The sequence below is a fragment of the Streptomyces sp. NPDC087310 genome (assembly GCF_044744405.1).
GTDB lineage: Bacteria > Actinomycetota > Actinomycetes > Streptomycetales > Streptomycetaceae > Streptomyces.
In genome coordinates this window covers 241121-259526 of sequence record NZ_JBIUYF010000004.1, presented here as the reverse complement: position 1 = coordinate 259526, position 18406 = coordinate 241121, and the positions used below count along the sequence as shown (strand labels likewise).

Genomic DNA, 18406 nt, shown 5'->3' with positions numbered 1-18406 from the left:
CTTTTCCTCCGTTCCCGACTACCAGACGTAGGCGAGGACTTCCCCACCTACGCCCTTCTTGCCTGCCTGCTGGCCGGTCAGGAGACCGTGGGACGTGGAGATGATCGCCACGCCCAGGCCGCCGAGGACCTTCGGCAGGTTGGTGGACTTCGCGTACACGCGCAGACCCGGCTTGGAGATGCGCTTGATGCCGGCGATCGAACGCTCGCGGTTCGGGCCGAACTTCAGCTCCAGGACGAGGTTCTTGCCGACCTCGGCGTCCTCGACCTTCCAGCCGGTGATGAAGCCCTCCTGCTGGAGGATCTCCGCGATGTGCGACTTGATCTTGCTGTGCGGCATCACGACGTCGTCGTGGTATGCCGAGTTCGCGTTACGCAGACGCGTGAGCATGTCTGCGATGGGATCAGTCATGGTCATGAATTGGCCTTCGGCCTCTCTCGCCGGGGTTTCCTGTATGCGCCATCCCTCTCCCCGATCAGAGTCGGGACGGGTGCGGTGCGGGGACCTACGGCGTAGTAAGTCAGTCATGGACGGCGGGCGCCCAACCCCACAAGCCTACGGCATGTGGAGGAGGGCTCCCACCAACCAAATTGCTTACCGAGAGCGTCGGGTAATTCCCTTTACGGGAACTACCAGGAGCTCTTGGTCACGCCCGGCAGCTCGCCACGGTGGGCCATCTCACGAAGGCACACGCGGCACAGGCCGAACTTGCGGTAGACGGAGTGGGGCCGGCCGCAGCGCTGGCAGCGGGTGTAACCGCGCACGCCGAACTTCGGCTTACGGGCGGCCTTAGCGATCAGAGCCTTCTTCGCCACGGTCAGTTCTCCTTGAACGGGAAGCCGAGGTGACGAAGGAGGGCACGACCCTCGTCGTCGTTGGTCGCCGTGGTGACCACGGTGATGTCCATGCCCCGGACCCGGTCGATCTTGTCCTGGTCGATCTCGTGGAACATGACCTGCTCCGTGAGACCGAAGGTGTAGTTGCCACGGCCGTCGAACTGCTTCGGCGACAGGCCGCGGAAGTCACGGATACGCGGAAGCGCGAGCGACAGCGTACGGTCCAGGAACTCCCACATGCGGTCACCGCGGAGGGTGACGTGGCAGCCGATCGGCTGCCCCTCGCGCAGCTTGAACTGCGCGATCGACTTGCGGGCCTTGGTGACGGACGGCTTCTGGCCGGTGATCGTGGTGAGGTCCTTGATGGCACCCTCGATCAGCTTGGAGTCGCGGGCGGCGTCGCCCACACCCATGTTGACCACGATCTTGACGAGGCCGGGGATCTGCATGACGTTCTCGTACGAGAACTCCTCACGCAGCTTTCCGGCGATCTCCTCGCGGTAGCGCAGCTTCAGACGCGGCGCGGTAGTGGTCGCAGTCATCAGATGTCCTCACCGGTCCGCTTGGCAACGCGGATCTTGTTGCCCTCGTCGTCAAAGCGGTAGCCGACGCGGGTAACGACCTTCTTGCCGTCCTTCTCCACGACGAGCTGAACGTTGCTCACGTGGATGGGGGCTTCGGTGGTCACGATGCCACCGGTCTGCGAACCGCGAGCCGTCTGGCCGGCCTTGGTGTGCTTCTTGACCCGGTTGACACCCTCGACGAGAACACGGTCCTGCGTGGGGAAGGCCACGATGACCTTGCCCTGCTTGCCCTTGTCCTTACCGGTGATGACCTGAACCAGGTCGCCCTTCTTGATCTTCATGCTTACAGCACCTCCGGCGCGAGCGAGATGATCTTCATGAACTTCTTCTCGCGCAGCTCACGGCCCACCGGGCCGAAGATACGGGTGCCGCGAGGGTCGCCGTCGTTCTTCAGAATGACGGCGGCGTTCTCGTCGAAGCGGATGTACGAGCCGTCCTGACGACGACGCTCCTTGACGGTGCGAACGATGACCGCCTTGACGACGTCACCCTTCTTCACGTTGCCACCGGGGATCGCGTCCTTGACGGTGGCGACGATGACGTCACCGATGCCCGCGTAGCGGCGACCCGAGCCACCGAGAACACGGATGGTGAGAATTTCCTTCGCACCCGTGTTGTCGGCGACGCGCAGTCGCGACTCCTGCTGGATCACGTCTATCTCCTGATCGTCTGCCGGTTCCCGGCGGGGAAACGCGAGTCACTCGCGCTTCCCCGCCGAGCCTGGCGGAACTGTTCCGAGGGGAAACCCCCTCGGAGGGGGACCTGCTGGTGTTACTTGGCCTTCTCGAGGATCTCGACGATGCGCCACCGCTTCGTGGCGGACTGCGGCCGGGTCTCCATCAGGAGGACGCGGTCGCCGACGCCGGCGGCGTTCTGCTCGTCGTGGGCCTTGAGCTTGTTCGTACGGCGGATGACCTTGCCGTACAGAGCGTGCTTGACGCGGTCCTCGACAGCGACGACGACGGTCTTGTCCATCTTGTCGCTGACGACGAGACCCTCACGGGTCTTGCGGTCTCCGCGTGCGGCCTTGGTCTCGGTCACGTTGTTCTCAGTCATCAGGCGCTCTCCACCGTCTCGATGCCCAGCTCGCGCTCACGCATCAGGGTGTAGATCCGCGCGATGTCCTTGCGCACGAGCTTCAGCCGCCCGTGGTTTTCGAGCTGACCGGTCGCCGCCTGGAAGCGGAGGTTGAACAGCTCTTCCTTGGCCTCGCGGAGCTTGTCGACAAGCTCCTCGTTGCCCAGCTCGCGCAGTTCGGACGCCTTGGTCACGGCCGCCATCACGACTCACCTGCCTCGCGCCGAACGATCCGGCACTTCATCGGAAGCTTGTGAGCAGCGCGGGTAAGCGCCTCACGCGCAATCTTCTCGTTCGGGTAGGACAGCTCGAACATCACGCGACCCGGCTTGACGTTCGCGATCCACCACTCGGGGGAACCCTTACCGGAACCCATGCGGGTCTCGGCGGGCTTCTTCGTGAGCGGACGGTCCGGGTAGATGTTGATCCAGACCTTGCCGCCACGCTTGATGTGACGCGTCATGGCGATACGAGCGGACTCGATCTGCCGGTTCGTCACGTACGCGGGGGTCAGCGCCTGGATGCCGTACTCGCCGAACGCAACCTGCGTTCCACCCTTGGACATACCGCTGCGCTTGGGGTGGTGCTGCTTGCGGTGCTTGACCCTACGGGGGATCAGCATTTCGGTCAGGCCTCCGTTCCGCCGGTAGAAGAGGTCGTCGCCTCAGCGGCCGGAGCAGCGGCGGCGTCGGCCTTGGGGGCCTCGGCTGCCGGGCTCTGCTGCGGCTTGCGGCCACGTCCGCCACGCTCGCCACCGCGGCCACCACGGCCGGCGGGACGGTCGTTGCCGCCACCACGGGCGGGACGGTTGCCGGCGCGCGCCGCGGCGTTCTCGGCGCGGACCTCGGCGATGTTCTTGACGTCGCCCTTGTAGATCCAGACCTTCACACCGATGCGGCCGAAGGTCGTCTTGGCCTCGAAGAAGCCGTAGTCGACGTTGGCACGGAGCGTGTGCAGGGGCACACGGCCCTCGCGGTAGAACTCCGAGCGGGACATCTCGGCGCCGCCGAGACGGCCACCGCACTGGATCTTGATGCCCTTGGCGCCGGCCTTCATCGTCGACTGCATGCTCTTACGCATGGCGCGACGGAAGGAGACACGCGAGGAGAGCTGCTCGGCCACGGCCTGGGCCACGAGCTGAGCGTCCACCTCGGGGTTCTTGACCTCAAGGATGTTGAGCTGGACCTGCTTGCCGGTCAGCTTCTCCAGCTCGCCGCGGATACGGTCGGCCTCGGCGCCGCGGCGGCCGATGACGATGCCCGGACGCGCGGTGTGGATGTCGACGCGGACTCGGTCACGGGTGCGCTCGATCTCCACCTTGGAGATGCCGGCCCGCTCCATGCCCTTCGTCATCATGCGACGAATGGCAACGTCTTCCTTGACGTAGTCCTTGTACAGCTTGTCGGCGTACCAACGGGACTTGAAGTCCGTGGTGATACCGAGCCGGAACCCATGCGGGTTAACCTTCTGGCCCATTACCGGGTTCCTTCCTTGCTGCTGACGACCACGGTGATGTGGCTGGTCCGCTTACGGATCCGGTAGGCACGACCCTGCGCGCGCGGCCGGAACCGCTTCAGGGTCGGACCCTCGTCCACGTACGCCTCGCTGATGATCAGCGAATTGGCGTCGGTGTGGTCGTAGTTGTGCGCGGCGTTGGCAATGGCGCTGTCCAGCACCTTGCCGACCGGCACGCTCGCGGCCTGCGGGGCGAAGCGCAGGACCGCCTGAGCCTCCGTGGCATCCATGCCACGGATGAGGTCCACCACGCGGCGGGCCTTCATGGGCGTGACGCGGATGTACCGCGCCTGGGCCCTGGCTTCCATGGTTGTCCCTTCGGTGTAAGTCATAGTCAGTCACCCCGCGCTAGCGGCGCTTCGACTTCCGGTCGTCCTTGACGTGGCCGCGGAAGGTGCGAGTCGGCGAGAACTCGCCGAGCTTGTGGCCGACCATGGACTCGGTGACGAACACCGGGACATGAATCTTGCCGTTGTGCACCGCGATCGTGTGGCCGAGCATGGCCGGGACGATCATCGAGCGACGGGACCAGGTCTTGATGACGTTCTTGGTGCCTGCCTCGTTCTGTACGTCCACCTTCTTGATGAGGTGTCCGTCGACGAAGGGCCCCTTCTTGAGACTGCGCGGCATCTAAACCCGCTCCTAGCGCTTCTTGTTCGTCTTGCGGCGGCGGACGATGTACTTGCTGCTTGCCTTCTTCGGCGAGCGAGTACGACCCTCCTTCTGACCCCACGGGCTGACCGGGTGGCGACCACCGGAGGTCTTGCCCTCACCACCACCGTGCGGGTGGTCGACCGGGTTCATCGCGACACCGCGGACGGTCGGGCGGACGCCCTTCCAGCGCATACGGCCGGCCTTGCCCCAGTTGATGTTCGACTGCTCGGCGTTACCGACCTCGCCGATGGTGGCGCGGCAGCGGACGTCGACCAGCCGGATCTCGCCGGACGGCATGCGGAGGTGGGCCATGGAGCCCTCCTTCGCCAGGAGCTGCACGGAGGCACCCGCGGAACGGGCGAACTTCGCGCCGCCGCCGGGCCGCAGCTCGATGGCGTGGATGGTCGTACCGACCGGGATGTTGCGCAGCGCCAGGTTGTTGCCGGGCTTGATGTCGGCGGCCGGACCGTTCTCGACACGGGCGCCCTGCGCCAGGCCACGGGGGGCGATGATGTAGCGCTTCTCGCCGTCCGCGTAGTGGAGCAGCGCGATGCGCGCGGTGCGGTTCGGGTCGTACTCGATGTGCGCGACCTTGGCAGGCACGCCGTCCTTGTCGTGACGACGGAAGTCGATCACGCGGTAGGCGCGCTTGTGGCCACCACCCTGGTGGCGAACGGTCACACGACCGGCGTTGTTACGGCCGCCCTTGCTGTGCAGCGGGCGGACCAGCGACTTCTCCGGCGTGGACCGCGTGATCTCGACAAAGTCGGCGACGCTGGAGCCACGACGGCCCGGGGTCGTCGGCTTGTACTTGCGGATACCCATTGTCTCTCAGTCCTCGGAAGAATTCCGGATCCTGGACGTCTCGACCTCCGTCAGGAGGTCGGTCCGCCGAAGATGTCGATACGGTCGCCCTCAGCGAGGGTCACGATGGCGCGCTTGGTGTTGGCGCGCTTACCGAAACCGGTGCGGGTGCGCTTGCGCTTGCCCTGACGGTTGATCGTGTTGACCCCGGCGACCTTGACCGAGAAGACCGCTTCCACGGCCTGCTTGATCTGGGTCTTGTTGGCCGTGGGCGCCACGATGAACGTGTACTTGTTCTCGTCGAGCAGCGCGTAGCTCTTCTCGGACACAACCGGCTTGACAAGAATGTCGCGGTGGTCGTGGAAGGTCTTGCTGGTGATCTCGGCCATCAGGCTTCGCTCCCCTCGTTGTCATCGGCCTTCTGGGGGCCAGACACGAAGGACTCGAAAGCGGCCTGGGTGAAGACCACGTCGTCGGAGACGATCACGTCGTACGTGTTGAGCTGGCCCGGCGCCAGGATGTGCACCTGGGGCAGGTTGCGGGCGGAGAGCCACGCGGCCTCGTCGGCCTGCTCGACGACCAGGAGCACGTTCTTCCGCTCGCTGATCTTGCCCAGCAGGGTCTTCGCGGCCTTGGTGGACACCGCGTCCTCGACCAGGCCGGAGACGACGTGGATACGAGAGTGACGGGCCCGGTCGGTGAGGGCACCGCGCAGGGCGGCGGCCTTCATCTTCTTCGGGGTCCGCTGCGAGTAGTCACGCGGCACGGGGCCGTGGACGACGCCACCACCGGCGAACTGCGGAGCGCGGGTCGAACCCTGACGGGCGCGGCCGGTGCCCTTCTGGCGGTACGGCTTCTTGCCACCGCCACGGACTTCGCCGCGGGTCTTGGTCTTGTGCGTGCCCTGTCGGGCAGCGGCCAGCTGGGCGACAACGACCTGGTGGATCAGCGGAATGCTGACCTTGGCGTCGAAGATCTCCGAAGGGAGTTCGACGGTCCCGGCCTTGTCGCCTGCCGGCGAAAGGATGTCAACGGTGCTCATCAGTTACCTCAGGCCCCCTTGGCCGCGGTACGGACCAGGACGAGGCCGCCGTTCGGACCAGGAACCGCGCCCTTGATCAGGAGCAGGCCCTTCTCCGCGTCAACGGCGTGAACGGTCAGGTTCTGGGTGGTGACCCGCTCGTTGCCCATACGGCCCGCCATGCGGAGGCCCTTGAACACACGGCCCGGGGTGGCGCAGCCACCGATGGAACCGGGAGAGCGGTGCTTGCGCTGGGTGCCGTGACCGGCGCCGAGGCCCTTGAAGTTGTGACGCTTCATGACACCGGCGAAGCCCTTGCCCTTGCTCTTGCCCGTGACGTCGACCTTGACGCCGGACTCGAACGTGGCGGCGGTGATCTCCTGGCCGAGCGTGTACTCGCTCGCGTCGGAGGTCCGCAGCTCCACCAGGTGGCGGCGGGGGGTCACGTCGGCCTTGGCGAAGTGGCCCTTGAGGGGCTTGTTCACCTTGCGCGGGTCGATCTCGCCGAAGGCGATCTGGACCGACTCGTAGCCGTCGGAGTCATTCGTACGGACCTGGGTCACGACGCAGGGTCCGGCCTTCACCACGGTCACCGGGACGACACGGTTGTTCTCGTCCCAGACCTGGGTCATGCCGAGCTTCTCGCCCAGGACACCCTTGATCTGCTTTGCCATCTCTTCCGCGCCTCTCAGAGCTTGATCTCGATGTCAACGCCGGCCGGAAGGTCCAGGCGCATCAGCGAGTCAACGGTCTTGGGCGTCGGGTCGAGGATGTCGATCAGGCGCTTGTGCGTGCGCATCTCGAAGTGCTCGCGCGAGTCCTTGTACTTGTGCGGCGACTTGATGACGCAGTACACGTTCTTCTCAGTGGGCAGCGGCACCGGGCCCGCGACCGACGCACCAGTACGCGTCACCGTCTCGACGATCTTCTTCGCCGAGGAATCGATGACCTCGTGGTCGTAGGCCTTGAGCCGGATGCGGATCTTCTGTCCCGCCATGGCTGCTTCGTAGTCCTGTCTCTCGTAACGCTCTGGGACCCGGTGGTTCCGGGCTCTTCTCCGACCCACGCGGTCGGGCGTGTCGCGTCCCCGTCCACGAAAATCTCCCGAAGGATTTTCCCTGCCAGGGGTGCGGGCCCAACGTCCGCGAACCGGGGAGAACCGCGGGTGATTCGCGTTCCGCCACCGGGAGCCTGGCCGGTACCCCGCTGACACTTCCCGGAAGATTCCCGTACGTCCGGCCCCAGCGCTGCCCCGTAAGGCAGTTGGAGACGACGAGTACTGTGGGACTCGCTTCCGGTCCTCCCGGCGGGAGGCGCGCAGCATTGGCACTCAACCGAGCAACCTGAACAGTGTGCCATAGGCGCGTCGGCCCTGGCCAATCAGGGCCCAGAAGCGTACCCCACCTCCGGATCGGCGAATCTCCGCCACCCGAACAGGCCGCCGAGCGGGCACACACGGAAACGTAACCGTCACTCTCGGTGAATGTGCGGGCCGCCCTGATCCGCGAGCACCCGGCCCCATCGATGGAGGAGACACCGTGCTGGGCCTGCTGGGCTTCTACGACGAACTCGACGACCTCCCGGACCGACCGAACGGATCCGTGCACGACGCCGTCCGGCCCACCGGCGAGCCGGACGAGGCCGGCCTGGTCGCCTATCTGGACGCCGGCCATGCCCTCATCGACGTCATGGAAGGAGGGCGCGACGTCATCACCGGGCTCGGCCACCGGCACTCCGCGGGCTGCTCATCACTGCTCACCGACGGCACCTGGCTCTGGCGCCTGGACTTCCCCCACTACGTCGAGACGCACCATGTCGTGCTGCCCGAGTCCTTCACGGAGCACGTACGGGGCCAGGGCTATCGGATGCCCGCCCTCGCCACGGAGCGGTTCGCCCCTCATTACAACGAGACCATGCCGCTGGTCGGCTGGACCTCTCTGGTCCCGTGGCGGTCGGCTGCGACCGTGCTCGAACCACCACAACGAGCCGTCGAGAGCCGGACCCGGTTCGGCGAGGCGATGCTCGCCCGGGCCCGGAACCGGCCGCACGGCCGTTGGGGCAAGCCCCGTAAACCGAGACGCACTTGAGGCGAGCCGGGTCAGGCGGTCCGGTGGGGCGGGTTGGCCAGAAGGTGCAGTAGGTGAGCCGGAAACGCTCTGGGAAAGCACTCCCCTCCAGGCAACCCTGGTCTAGACCAAGGCACCTACCACCGTTCGAAGGGTTGCTCGCATGTCCCCCACCACAGCCACGACCCGGAACAACGCCCCCACCCGCCCCCGCGCCGCCCGCACCGCGGCAGCGCTGACCGCGGCCTCGTCCCTGCTCGCCCTGGGCGCGGTCGCCGCCACCGCCGCCCCGGCCGCGGCGGCGCCCAGCGGCGCGCAGGCCACCGGCCAGGCCACCTGGTACAACACCGGCCTCGGCGCGTGTGGTTGGTTCAACAACGACAGTGAGCTGGTCGTGGCGATCTCGACCACGCTGTACGGCAACTACCCCAACCCCAACAACTCGCCCCAGTGCGGACGGCAGATCCGGGTCAACGGCCCGCTCGGCTCCGTCGTCGTGAGAGTCGTGGACAAGTGCATGAGCTGCGCCACCAACGACGTGGACCTCAGCCCCACCGCGTTCTCCCGGATCGGCGATCTCAACGCCGGCCGGATCAACGTGAGCTGGGACTGGGTCTGACCCTAGGCACGGGCACACGTGGCGGCCGGGGCGTACGCGCCCCGGCCCCTCCCCGGCGGGGTGCCGACTTCACCGCGGCGTCCTCCGCCGGGCCATGGGTGCGACAGGCGGAGCGCTGAGCCGCTGGATGGGGAGGGGCGGGGCCGCGGGACGCCAAGCCCACAGCCGAGCTCATCGTCCACCCACGGCCGCCCGGCCTGGGCGTGGGCGACGCCCCAGTACACCGGCGTCGAGCTTATATAGATTTCTGTATAGTCAGAGACGTGGACCCGTGGCGGATTGAGATCGAACCGGAGGTCCGGCAGTGGCTGGAGCTCCTGACGGACGCGCATTACGACAAAGCCGAACGCGCTGCCGACATGCTCGCGGCCCAGCCGACCACTTTGGGGGAGCCTTATGCCCGTCACCTCGGTGGCAAGGTGCGAGAGCTGCGATTCACCATGGACGGCAATGCCGTCCGCATCACCTACTGGCTCGCTCCTGACCGGCGCATTGTGCTGTTGACCGTGTTCCGTAAGACCAGGCAGCGCGAGGACGCCGAAGTCGAGCGGGCCCAGCAGGTGCAGAAGGTGTGCGAGGCGGACCACGACCCTGCCAGGCACAGCTATGACCGGACGAAGGAGGAGAACCCGTGAACCACTCCCAGTGGAAGACCCGCCGGACCAGGAAGCTTCTGGGGGAATCGGTCGACGAGTCTCGCGCCTATGTCGAAGCCGGGTATGCGTTCGGGCTGGGCCAGGCTGTCTACGACCGGCGCACTGCGCTCGGGCTTTCGCAGGCCGAGCTGGCGCGGAGGGCCGAGATGACCCAGCCGCAGATCTCCCACATCGAGGGCGGTGACTCCGTGCCGACCTTGTCTCTGCTCACCCGGCTCGCCAAAGCCTTGGACGCGTCAATGACCATCGATCTTGATGGGGACACGTCCGCCTTCGCCTTCACCCCCCACGATCACCATCAGTCGGAGGCCACACCGGCGGACGGACGGCATTCGGCGGCTTGAGGCACGGTCACACGTACGCCCCTCGGTCCACCACGGGGCCGACTTCACGTACGCGTCAGGCCGCGACTGCCACGAAGGCGGCCCACGCCTCGGCGGCGGAGCCGAGGTGGGGGCGGTCGATGGCCTTGGAGTCGCGGACCAGGACCGCCGCGTGCGGCGCCGCGCAGACCTCGACGCAGTCGTTGTCGTTGCTGCCGCTGTAACTGCTCTTGAACCACTGCGGGTCGGTCGGGTTCCCGGTCGACGGCTCGCGGGTCATGTCTCTCCCAGCGCTTTCTCGATTCGCCGATGCGTGGGGCGTTGTGCCGGGGCCGCCGCCCTGCAAGACCGTGTGGGCCGAACTCGCCCTGGCGCCGGGAGCCCGCAGCCCGGAAACCCTGGCTTCGGTGGACTGCGCGGGATGTGGTCGCGGAGGTCGAGCGGCTCGACCTGCGTGATGTCGTTCTCGTCGGGCACAGCTACGCGGGGATCCCCGTCGGGCCGCGTGAACTGGCGCGGATCCTGGCGGCGGCCGTCGTCGGCCGGTGACGGACCCCCGGCCCGGGAACCGCGCGGTGCGCGGGCGGTTCCCGGGCCGGGGGGGGCGTCCGGTGTCAGTCCTGGCTTACTACGTTCTTGCCGGGGCCGCCGGAGAGGGTGTCCGTGCCGGCGCCGCCGTACAGTTTGTCGTCGCCGCTGTTCCCGTAGATCGTGTCGTCGCCGTCGTCCCCGTACAGGACGTCGTTGCCCTTGCCTCCGTAGACGAAGTCGTTCCCGGCGTCGCCGTGGATCGTGTCGTCGCCGTCGCCGCCGGTCAGGCTCTGGCCTTCCGCGCCGCCGTGGATCTCGTCGCTGCCGGTACCGCCGTCGACGTCGCCCTGGGCGTAGATCGTGTCGTCGCCCGCGCCGCCCTGCGCGATGGTGCCGTCTGCCGCGTGGATCGTGTCGTTGTCGTCGCCGCCGAGCGCCACCGTGACCTCCCCCACCGTGAGGGTGTCGTCGCCCGCGCCGCCGATGACGCCGTTGCCCTGGACGCCGCCGGACTCGGTCAGCGTGTCCTTGCCTGCGCCCAGGTCGGTCGAGGCGAAGTAGTACGCCTGGTCGGTCCTGTTGGTGTACGTGACGACATCGTCGCCGTCGCCGAGGGACATCCTGAGAGTGGCGTACGGGTCCTGGCTCTCCAGTGTGGCCACCGTGCAGGAGACCTTCGTGCGGTCCGTGCCGCTGGGGTAGGTGCAGCCGCTGCCCGCGCTGATCGTGACGACGTCGTCGATGACGTACGTGATGTTCTCCCCGGCCTTCGAGGCGGTGACGGCCGGCTTGTTGGTCTGGCCGGAGGCGGCCGTGTAGACGACCGACCTGCCGTCGAGCGCGGCGGTGGCCGACGGCGCGGCGGCACTGGCCGTACCGGCGAGGAGCACCGGAGCGGCCAGCCCCGCACCGAGGGCCAGGGTCAGCGCCGAGGCGGCGCGGGTGATCCGGCCACTGACATGACGAGAGGGCATTGCATAACCTCCATGAGGAGTATGTGGCTCCAACAACCATGTGGGATGGCCGAGTTATGCACTTGGTTGCCCTCTCGCGCCGTACGGATCACGTCGTCGCGCGGACGGCTCGGATGCCGCAGACCTTCGTGACCTGTGACTTCCGGTCGGACGAGCCGAATTCGGCAAGATATTTCTTCAGGTGTGGTTAAGCCTGAATTCATCTTGGGTCAGGTTGATTTCACCTTTGGTCAGGTGAATGGTGGGCTCCCTGCTTTCAGACCCCGGACCGGTCCCGGATTCGATCTGACGCCGAATCCGGAATTCCTCACGCTCAGCCGGCGTGCTTCAGGTACGCCGCCAGCTTGTCGATGAGACGGGCCGCCTCGTCCAGGGTGCGGGCCGTCTCGCCCAGCTCACCGGCGAGCAGCTCCTCCCCGCGGCCGTCCTTCGGCTCCGTGTCGGACCACGGGCCGGGGACGGTCGTGCCCCGGTAGCCGACCGGTTCGCCCCCGGCGGGTGTGCGGTAGCCGGTGAAGTCGGCGGAGTCGGGCGTCGGGCCCGTGATGATCTCACCGGCGAAGAGCTCGATCTGGGAGAGCTGGATCTCGCTGCTGCCCGCGTTGTCGGTGATGGACAGGCGGTAGTGGGTGTAGGGCGTGGTGTTGGTGAACTCGTATTCGTTCGTCTCGAAGCGCCCCCGGAAGCGTTCGCCGCTGCGGGAGTCCAGGTCCGACCAGGTGCGTCCGTCGTACGAACCGGCCAGCACCCAGTCCCGCGGATCCCGGCCCGGGGCGTCGTTCGCCGAGGTCAGCCGGTACGTGGAGACCGCGGCGGGCGGGTCGAGGACGAACTCGATGTCGGCGGTGTCCTCGTGCGCCAGCCACTTGTTGTGCGAGCTGCGGAGCAGGTTCTCCGCGATCTCCCCCGCCGCGCCGAACTCCTCGCTCGCCCGTATGCCGGTGACCGTACGGGTGACGTCGTGCAGTTCGCCGGTGGTGGCCGTCTCCACTGCGGGGGCGGCGGCCGGGCTCAGCTCGATGGACGCGGTGTTGCCGAGCCGGTCGGTCCAGGACACGCGCTCCACCGGGGTCCCGCCCGCGTCGAGCAGCAGCTTCAGCTCTCCGGACGGGGACCAGCTCTCGCCCTGGGCCTCCTCCGTCGAGAAGAGGTAGAGCGGGGCGTCGGTCGTGCCCTCGGGGTAGGCCGAGCGGTCCGTGAGGGTGCCGCGGTACTCGGCGAGCGCTCCGTCGGCTCCCCGCCAGTGCCCCTGGAACCCCGACAGATCGGCGCGCACCCCGATCGCGGCCTCCGAGCCGTCCGCGCCGCGCCAGGCGAGGTGGGCGGGGACGGCCCGGTCGCCGGCGTCGAGGTGGAACAGGAGCTGGGGTGCGGGCTGCCACACGGTGGTGCCGGGCGTGCGGCGCTCGGTGTCGAAGGTGACGACCGACCGGATGTCCGCCACCCTGGCCACGAGCGCCCGCTCGGCGCGGCCCCTGTCGTGGGCGGGGTCGACGGTGACGGCGCGCAGGCGCAGGAGCGTGTCCGCGCCTTCCGGGCTGCGTATCTCCAGGATGTTGTCGCCGGGCGCCAGCAGATCACCGGGAGCAGCGAACACGGCCTGGAACGCGGCCTGTTGGGGAGCGCCGAGGCCGCCGTCCGCCGGGACGGCCTGGCGCTCGCCGAGCGCCTTGCCGTTGAGGCTGACGTCCATCGGCACGTCGCCGCCGAGGGTGGTCACCGTGATGGCGGCCTCGGCGATCTCCTCCCGCTCGTCCACCGTGAAGTCCAGCTTGATGTATCCGCCGCCGCCCAGCGCGAGATGCGAGGAGGCGACCCCGCACCGGTGATGGGCGACGACGGCGTTCGACAGCCGGGCAGGGCGGATGGAGAAATCAGCGAAGACCGGTTCCATGTGCGTTCCTAGCGTCGTCCGGTACCGGCCCGAGCGACGCGAACCGGCGGCATTTCCCAGAACCGTACCGGCGCCCACTGACAACGCCCCGGACTTCACCGGAACGTCGACGCCGGAACGTCAACTGCGTTAACGGGTGGGGGACTTGCCGACCGATGCCGGATGTGGCCCCCGGTGGCACAGCCCAGTACCGAACGCGTATTTACGTACGGGCGGCGCCTCTTGACCCTGACGCGACGGCAACGTTTCTACTGAGGCCAGGCGCTGCGGAGCGCTCGTCGAGGAAGGACGCACCATGGCACTGCCGGAACTGATCACGGTCGAGGAGCTTTTCGGCTCACCCGAGCGCACCCGGGCCTCCATCTCGCCGGACGGCACCCGGATCGCCTGGCTCGCGCCGTGGAAGAACCGGCTGAACGTGTGGATGAGCGGCGTGGGCGGGGTGGGCGGCGTGGGCGCCGGCGTCGGCGACGCTGACGGGGACGCTGACGGGGACACCGCCGCCGATGCCGGCGCGCGGTGCGTGACCGCCGACGAGACCCGCAGCGTGATCGGCTACTTCTGGACCGACGATCCGCGCTGGCTGCTCTACACCCAGGACACCGGCGGCGACGAGAACTGGCATGTCCACCGGGTCGACCTCGCCGATCCGGACGCCCCCGTGGTCGACCTCACGCCCTTTCCCGGGGCGAAGGTCCTGGAGGTGGATCTGCCCGCCGAACGCCCCGGCAAGGCGATCGTGCAGCTCAACGCCAGGAAGGCGGAGGAGTTCGACCTGGCGGAGATCGACATCGCGACCGGTGAACTCACCGTTCTGGCCGAGAACCCGGGCCATGTGTACGGCTGGCTGTGGGGCGCCGACGGCGAGCTGTTCGCCCGTACCCTCGACGAGAAGGGCGACTTCGCGCTGTCGCGCTGGAACGCGGCGGCGGGCGAGCTGGAGCTGATCACCACCTTCGACGGCGCCGACTACCCCGTGGGGATCAACCCGTTCGAGATGGCCCCGGACCGAACCGGTGTCTGGATCGGATCCACCCGAGGCAGCGACCTCACTCGCGTGGTCCGGGTCGACCTGACCACCGGCGCGGAGACCGAGGTCGACAGCCACCCGACGCTGGACCTCGACGGGTCCCGGCGCGCCGTCGCCGGTCTGTCGTCGCCGCTGATCCGCCACCGGCGCACCGGCGCGCTGCTCGGCGTGCGCTACCTCGGGGAACGGCAGGAGATCCGACCGCTGGATCCGGACTTCGCCGCCGTGCTGCGGAGCCTGGAGGCGCTCTCCGACGGAGACCTCGGAGAGCTGTCGTCCGACGACAGCGGGCAGCGGTGGGTCGTGAACTTCGTCCACGACCGCGACCCCGAGGTCACCTACTACTACGATCACACCACCGGTGAGAGCCGGCTCCTGTTCCGCCCCTATCCGCGCCTCGCCCCGGCCACGATGGCCTCCATGAGGCCGGTGACGATCACCGCGCGGGACGGGCTGGCCCTGCCGTCGTACCTGACGCTGCCGGTGGGGATCGAGCCGTCCGCGCTGCCGATGGTGCTGCTGGTCCACGGGGGCCCCTGGCACCGGGACAGTTGGGGCTTCGACCCCGAGGTGCAGATGCTGGCCAACCGCGGCTACGCCGTGCTCCAGGTCAACTTCCGCGGCTCCGTCGGCTACGGCGCGTCCCACATGCGGGCCGCGATCGGGGAGTTCGCCGGTGCGATGCACGACGACCTGCTCGACGCCGTCGACTGGGCGGTCGCCCAGGGGTACGCCGACCCGGCCCGGATCGGCATCTTCGGCGGTTCCTACGGCGGTTACGCCGCGCTCGTCGGCGTCTCGTTCACCCCGGACCGCTTCGCCGCCGCCGTCGACTACGTCGGCGTGTCGAACCTGGCGAATGTCATGCGCTCGCTGCCCCCGTTCCTCCAGCCCGTGCTGGTCGCCAACTGGTTCCGTTACGTGGGCAACCCCGCCGATCCCGAGCAGGAGGCCGACATGCTGGCCCGCTCGCCGATCGGCCGGGTGGAGCACATCCGTACACCGCTGATGGTGGTGCAGGGCGCCAACGACCCGCGCGTCGTGAAGGCCGAGTCCGACAACATCGTCGCCGCGCTGCGGGAGCGCGGGGTCGAGGTCGAGTACATGGTCAAGGACGACGAGGGGCACGGGTTCCTGAACCCGGAGAACCGGATCGACATGTACCGAGCGGCCGACCGCTTCCTCCACCGGCACCTGGGCGGACGGTACGGGAACCACGAACCGGCCGAGTAGGGCAGGTCAGCCGGTACCCGGCCAGGGCAGGTCAGTCGGCACCCGGCCCGGAACGCGTCCGCCGGGCTCCGGTGAGCAGGTGGCGGGCGAGTTCGACATGCGGGTGGTCGGGGCCGAGGACGCGCTCCCGGTCGGTGAGCACGCGTTCGTGCAGGGCGACGGCACGGCCGAGATCGTTCGCCTGCTCCAGGGTGCAGGCGAGGTTGCTGCGGGCGGTGAGGGTCTCGGGGTGGTCGGGGCCGAAGTGCCGTTCGTACTCCGCCAATGACTGCTCGTGCAGGGCGACGGCCTGGGGCAGCTCGCCGGCCGCCCTGCAGGAACTGGCCAGGTTCGCCCGCGCGTTGAGGGTCTGGGGGTGGTCCCGCCCGACGGTGCGTTCGTAGTCCCCGAGGTTGCGCCGGTTGAGTTCCAGGGCGCGGCGCGTCTCTCCCCGCAGGGTGTACAGGTACGCGAGATTGCCCCGGGCCACCAGGGTGTCCAGGTGATCCGGGCCGAGAACACGCTCACAGTCGGCGACATTGCGCAGGTGGAGGGGGAGGGCGCCCTCCAGGTCGCCGGCCGCGCGGTGGGCACTCGCCCGGACGCTGCGGGCCGCCATGGTGGCCGGGTCGTCCGGGCCGCAGATCCGCGCGTACGCGTCGACCGCGCGCCGGGAGCAGGAGATCGCCTGGCCGATGTGGCCCTCACCCTGCAGGAAACCGGATGCCAGAAAGCAGATGTCGGCCGTGGCCCGGGTGTCCTGCTCGGGCTTCACCAGGGCGAGCAGGGCGTGGATGTGCGGCAGCAGCTCCCGCCAGCGTCCCCAGCCGGTGACGTCGAAGACGGGATCGCCGGGGAGCGACTGCCGCATCACGCCCTCGGACCGTTCCCGGGCCGCGGTGATCAGCTCGGCCGCGCGGTTCGGATCGGCGGGGTCGGGGGTACGGGCCACGGCCCGCACCAGACGGTGCAGGGAGAAGGTCCCCCGGGTCAGCGTGATCATGCTGTACGTGTGCAACAGGGCGAGGGCATCGTCCACCACGAACGGATCGGCGTGCAGGAGGTACGCCAGGTCACGCGGTACGGGTTCGGAGGAGAACCAGGCGAAGGCGCGCAGGATCTCCCCCGCGAGGGGGCTCTCCGCGGTGATGGCCTGGAGGGAGAGCTGCCAGATGCGGGCGACCGTACGGTGGTTACGGTCCTCGCCCGCCGCTCCCCCGGACCCGCGCGTGGACGCTGACGCCGCGAACATCCGGGCGGGGTAGCGGCGCAGGCGCTCCAGGTAGATGGCCGGGGTGATCGCCGTGTATTCGATGTAGGCGGCGGCCTGCTCCAGGGCCAACGGCAGATGGCCCAGTTCGGTGGCGATCTCCTCAAGGAGGGCTCCGTCGGAGTCGACGGAGTCGACGGCGTTGGGGTCGGCGGAGTCGCCGGTGAGGCGCACCAGCATGTCCACCGCGGCGTCGGCGGGCAGCGTACTCAGCACCAGCGGCCTGGCGAGCCGGCGCCATCCCGTGGAGCGACGGCTGGTGATGAGGTGGCGGCCGGAGCTGAGCGGGCCGATGACCGGTTCCAGGTCGTGGGGTGATTCGGCGTTGTCGAAGACCAGCAGCCAACCCTCGTGCGCCTGGAGCCAGTTGATCGCCCAGGTGGCGTTCTCGGCGCTGCTCGCGGAGGCGAGGTTCCCGTACGGGTCGAGGCCGGCCGCGAGCCCGGCCAGCGCGCCGGTGATGCTGCTGGGGGTCTCCGCGGGAATCCACCAGACAGGGTTGTAGCGGTCCCGGTGGCGGTGGGCGAAGTGGAGGGCGAGCGTGCTCTTGCCGACGCCGCCCAGGCCGTACACCACGGACGGCGTCGTCGGGAGCGCGTCGTTCACGGCCGCGTGGAGTTCGGCCATGTCCGACTGCCGGTCGACGAAGACAGGGCTGGGCGGGGCCGGCAGATTGGTCAGCGCGCCGGGTGCCACGACGTCGGCGGGCGCTCTGAGGGCCGCTGCGGGCAGGTGGACGGTGCGGTTGTCGATCGCGGCGCCGTCGCCCGTACTGATGATGCCGTAGTTGGTGCCCGCCGCTGCCGCACGGTCTCCGGAGGCGGAGCCGGAGGCGCCGATGGGATCGGACGGACCGGTCATCGCTGGATGGTGGTGTCGCTGCCCGTGCTGATGATCCCGGAGTTGTTCTGTACGGCCACGGCGCCCGCACCGGAGGCGGTGAAGGACGTACCGGCGGCCGGAAGCATACGGGCGATCTCCGCCGCCAGCTCCGGATCGTCGAGGAGGGCCCGCTTGACGTGCGCGCGCAGCAGAGCCTGGAAGTCCTCGTCGTCCGGTGTCCGGGCCAGGTCGGCGACGGCGCCCTCGATGGCCTCGCGGCTCTCGTCCCGGTTCCACAGACGCTGCACGATCCGGCGCCCCAGGGAGACCGTGGCATCGGCGGCCGTATCGGTGGATCTGGTCAACACCGCGGTGCCGTAAGCACCGACCGCTGCCGTGATGTACGGCGTCACCTCACCGGCGACGACCAGAGCGTCCATGATGTGTCCCCCTTGCCCAGCATCCTCGGATACGCGGAATTACGCGGAATCATGGCACGGAACGACCCGCCCCCCATG

The 18406-nt window shown here is 68.5% G+C and carries 26 protein-coding genes and 1 pseudogene; 6 read left to right on the top strand and 21 right to left on the bottom strand.

Going from position 1 to position 18406, the window contains the following annotated elements; translation table 11 throughout:
• Positions 1–18: 18 nt before the first annotated feature.
• The 16 genes from rpsH to rpsJ form a co-directional block, all read right to left on the bottom strand.
• Positions 19–417 carry a 30S ribosomal protein S8 gene (rpsH, locus tag ACIO3P_RS16325; protein ID WP_319680019.1) on the bottom strand — a complete coding sequence of 133 codons (399 nt, stop codon included), beginning with the start codon at positions 415–417 and terminating at the stop codon, positions 19–21.
• A 212-nt stretch (positions 418–629) separates the two neighbouring features.
• Positions 630–815: a type Z 30S ribosomal protein S14 gene (locus tag ACIO3P_RS16320; RefSeq protein WP_003948630.1), complete on the bottom strand. Its 186-nt coding sequence runs from the start codon at positions 813–815 to the stop codon at positions 630–632.
• A gap of 2 nt (positions 816–817) precedes the next feature.
• Positions 818–1378, bottom strand: coding sequence for a 50S ribosomal protein L5 (gene rplE, locus ACIO3P_RS16315; RefSeq protein ID WP_030351443.1), 561 nt, complete (start codon positions 1376–1378; stop codon positions 818–820).
• A complete protein-coding gene (rplX, locus tag ACIO3P_RS16310; RefSeq protein ID WP_329828619.1) occupies positions 1378–1701 on the bottom strand; it encodes a 50S ribosomal protein L24 in 324 nt (107 codons plus the stop codon). Before rplX ends, rplE begins: the two co-directional genes overlap by 1 nt.
• 2 nt (positions 1702–1703) lie before the next feature.
• Entirely contained in the window at positions 1704–2072 is a 369-nt protein-coding gene (gene rplN, locus ACIO3P_RS16305) for a 50S ribosomal protein L14 (RefSeq protein WP_003966950.1), read from the bottom strand.
• A gap of 119 nt (positions 2073–2191) precedes the next feature.
• On the bottom strand, positions 2192–2476 hold the full coding sequence (gene rpsQ, locus ACIO3P_RS16300) for a 30S ribosomal protein S17 (RefSeq protein WP_329828618.1): 285 nt from the start codon (positions 2474–2476) through the stop codon (positions 2192–2194).
• Positions 2476–2700 (bottom strand): 50S ribosomal protein L29, encoded by a 225-nt coding sequence (gene rpmC, locus ACIO3P_RS16295; RefSeq protein ID WP_031230018.1) that lies wholly within the window; start codon positions 2698–2700, stop codon positions 2476–2478. The genes rpsQ and rpmC overlap by 1 nt, the downstream gene beginning before the upstream one ends.
• On the bottom strand, positions 2700–3119 hold the full coding sequence (gene rplP / locus ACIO3P_RS16290; RefSeq protein ID WP_003966953.1) for a 50S ribosomal protein L16: 420 nt from the start codon (positions 3117–3119) through the stop codon (positions 2700–2702). The genes rpmC and rplP overlap by 1 nt, the downstream gene beginning before the upstream one ends.
• A gap of 5 nt (positions 3120–3124) precedes the next feature.
• Entirely contained in the window at positions 3125–3973 is an 849-nt protein-coding gene (rpsC, locus tag ACIO3P_RS16285; RefSeq protein ID WP_329828617.1) for a 30S ribosomal protein S3, read from the bottom strand.
• Positions 3973–4320 carry a 50S ribosomal protein L22 gene (gene rplV / locus ACIO3P_RS16280; protein ID WP_329828615.1) on the bottom strand — a complete coding sequence of 116 codons (348 nt, stop codon included), beginning with the start codon at positions 4318–4320 and terminating at the stop codon, positions 3973–3975. Before rplV ends, rpsC begins: the two co-directional genes overlap by 1 nt.
• A gap of 40 nt (positions 4321–4360) precedes the next feature.
• Positions 4361–4642, bottom strand: coding sequence for a 30S ribosomal protein S19 (rpsS, locus tag ACIO3P_RS16275; RefSeq protein WP_003966956.1), 282 nt, complete (start codon positions 4640–4642; stop codon positions 4361–4363).
• Between the two features lie 12 nt (positions 4643–4654).
• Positions 4655–5491, bottom strand: coding sequence for a 50S ribosomal protein L2 (gene rplB / locus ACIO3P_RS16270; protein ID WP_129770859.1), 837 nt, complete (start codon positions 5489–5491; stop codon positions 4655–4657).
• A 50-nt stretch (positions 5492–5541) separates the two neighbouring features.
• Positions 5542–5859 carry a 50S ribosomal protein L23 gene (rplW, locus tag ACIO3P_RS16265; RefSeq protein ID WP_249948333.1) on the bottom strand — a complete coding sequence of 106 codons (318 nt, stop codon included), beginning with the start codon at positions 5857–5859 and terminating at the stop codon, positions 5542–5544.
• Positions 5859–6512: a 50S ribosomal protein L4 gene (rplD, locus tag ACIO3P_RS16260; RefSeq protein ID WP_329828612.1), complete on the bottom strand. Its 654-nt coding sequence runs from the start codon at positions 6510–6512 to the stop codon at positions 5859–5861. The genes rplW and rplD overlap by 1 nt, the downstream gene beginning before the upstream one ends.
• An 8-nt stretch (positions 6513–6520) precedes the next feature.
• Complete coding sequence (gene rplC, locus ACIO3P_RS16255) at positions 6521–7165, bottom strand: 50S ribosomal protein L3 (protein WP_329828610.1); 645 nt, start codon at positions 7163–7165, stop codon at positions 6521–6523.
• A gap of 14 nt (positions 7166–7179) precedes the next feature.
• A complete protein-coding gene (gene rpsJ, locus ACIO3P_RS16250) occupies positions 7180–7488 on the bottom strand; it encodes a 30S ribosomal protein S10 (protein ID WP_003948644.1) in 309 nt (102 codons plus the stop codon).
• A gap of 541 nt (positions 7489–8029) precedes the next feature.
• Here rpsJ and ACIO3P_RS16245 point away from each other — a divergent pair.
• The 4 genes from ACIO3P_RS16245 (at position 8030) to ACIO3P_RS16230 (ending at position 10176) form a co-directional block, all read left to right on the top strand.
• The gene (locus ACIO3P_RS16245; protein ID WP_401854688.1) at positions 8030–8578 is read left to right on the top strand and encodes a hypothetical protein; all 549 of its coding nucleotides are present in this window, start codon (positions 8030–8032) and stop codon (positions 8576–8578) included.
• 142 nt (positions 8579–8720) lie between these two features.
• Positions 8721–9176: an RlpA-like double-psi beta-barrel domain-containing protein gene (locus ACIO3P_RS16240; RefSeq protein WP_329828592.1), complete on the top strand. Its 456-nt coding sequence runs from the start codon at positions 8721–8723 to the stop codon at positions 9174–9176.
• A 263-nt stretch (positions 9177–9439) separates the two neighbouring features.
• Positions 9440–9811 carry a type II toxin-antitoxin system RelE/ParE family toxin gene (locus ACIO3P_RS16235; protein WP_401792146.1) on the top strand — a complete coding sequence of 124 codons (372 nt, stop codon included), beginning with the start codon at positions 9440–9442 and terminating at the stop codon, positions 9809–9811.
• On the top strand, positions 9808–10176 hold the full coding sequence (locus tag ACIO3P_RS16230) for a helix-turn-helix transcriptional regulator (RefSeq protein ID WP_329828590.1): 369 nt from the start codon (positions 9808–9810) through the stop codon (positions 10174–10176). The genes ACIO3P_RS16235 and ACIO3P_RS16230 overlap by 4 nt, the downstream gene beginning before the upstream one ends.
• 55 nt (positions 10177–10231) lie before the next feature.
• Here the strand turns inward: ACIO3P_RS16230 and ACIO3P_RS16225 are convergent, their stop codons facing one another.
• Positions 10232–10435: a DUF397 domain-containing protein gene (locus tag ACIO3P_RS16225; protein ID WP_401854691.1), complete on the bottom strand. Its 204-nt coding sequence runs from the start codon at positions 10433–10435 to the stop codon at positions 10232–10234.
• Between the two features lie 137 nt (positions 10436–10572).
• Here ACIO3P_RS16225 and ACIO3P_RS16220 point away from each other — a divergent pair.
• A pseudogene (locus ACIO3P_RS16220) lies at positions 10573–10656 on the top strand (alpha/beta hydrolase); the annotation flags it as partial.
• A 113-nt stretch (positions 10657–10769) separates the two neighbouring features.
• On the opposite strand, the gene ACIO3P_RS16215 reads toward ACIO3P_RS16220, so the two are convergent.
• Both ACIO3P_RS16215 and ACIO3P_RS16210 read right to left on the bottom strand, forming a co-directional pair.
• The gene (locus ACIO3P_RS16215) at positions 10770–11660 is read right to left on the bottom strand and encodes a calcium-binding protein (protein WP_329828586.1); all 891 of its coding nucleotides are present in this window, start codon (positions 11658–11660) and stop codon (positions 10770–10772) included.
• A gap of 313 nt (positions 11661–11973) precedes the next feature.
• Positions 11974–13554 (bottom strand): alpha-1,2-mannosidase, encoded by a 1581-nt coding sequence (locus ACIO3P_RS16210; protein WP_329828585.1) that lies wholly within the window; start codon positions 13552–13554, stop codon positions 11974–11976.
• A 295-nt stretch (positions 13555–13849) separates the two neighbouring features.
• On the opposite strand from ACIO3P_RS16210, the gene ACIO3P_RS16205 reads away from it, so the two are divergent.
• Positions 13850–15817 (top strand): S9 family peptidase, encoded by a 1968-nt coding sequence (locus ACIO3P_RS16205; RefSeq protein WP_401854694.1) that lies wholly within the window; start codon positions 13850–13852, stop codon positions 15815–15817.
• 31 nt (positions 15818–15848) lie between these two features.
• On the opposite strand, the gene ACIO3P_RS16200 is transcribed toward ACIO3P_RS16205, so the two are convergent.
• Complete coding sequence (locus ACIO3P_RS16200; protein WP_401854697.1) at positions 15849–17927, bottom strand: tetratricopeptide repeat protein; 2079 nt, start codon at positions 17925–17927, stop codon at positions 15849–15851.
• Positions 17924–18328, bottom strand: a complete 405-nt coding sequence (locus ACIO3P_RS16195; protein ID WP_329828581.1) for a hypothetical protein — start codon at positions 18326–18328, stop codon at positions 17924–17926. The genes ACIO3P_RS16200 and ACIO3P_RS16195 overlap by 4 nt, the downstream gene beginning before the upstream one ends.
• Between the last annotated feature and the right edge of the window lie 78 nt (positions 18329–18406).